This is a genomic window from Treponema sp. R8-4-B8 (genome assembly GCF_054786175.1).
The window spans coordinates 1-290 of sequence record NZ_BDHE01000476.1 but is presented as its reverse complement, the minus strand read 5'-3'; the positions used below and the strand labels follow the sequence as shown (position 1 = coordinate 290).

Annotated in this window: 1 pseudogene; it reads right to left on the bottom strand. The window is 53.1% G+C overall.

Annotated features, from left to right (window positions below):
• Nucleotides 1–290, bottom strand: a pseudogene (locus ACYVRA_RS09310) (sodium/proton-translocating pyrophosphatase); the annotation flags it as partial.

Genomic DNA, 290 nt, shown 5'->3' with positions numbered 1-290 from the left:
AGAATCGGGTTTGTACTTTGGTATGTACAATTTGATCTCGTCGATATAAGCGACGATTAAAGCCAAAGCGGTGAGCGCAGCGGAACATATTGCAAAGCCTTTGCCGGTGGCGGCTGTGGTATTGCCAAGTGAGTCCAAAGCGTCGGTACGATTCCTTACTTCGGGGGGGCAGGCCGGACATTTCGGCAATGCCGCCGGCGTTATCCGCTACAGGGCCGTAAGCGTCTGTGGCAAGCGTAATGCCAAGAGTGGAAAGCATTCCTACTGCGGATATGCTAACGCCGTAAAGC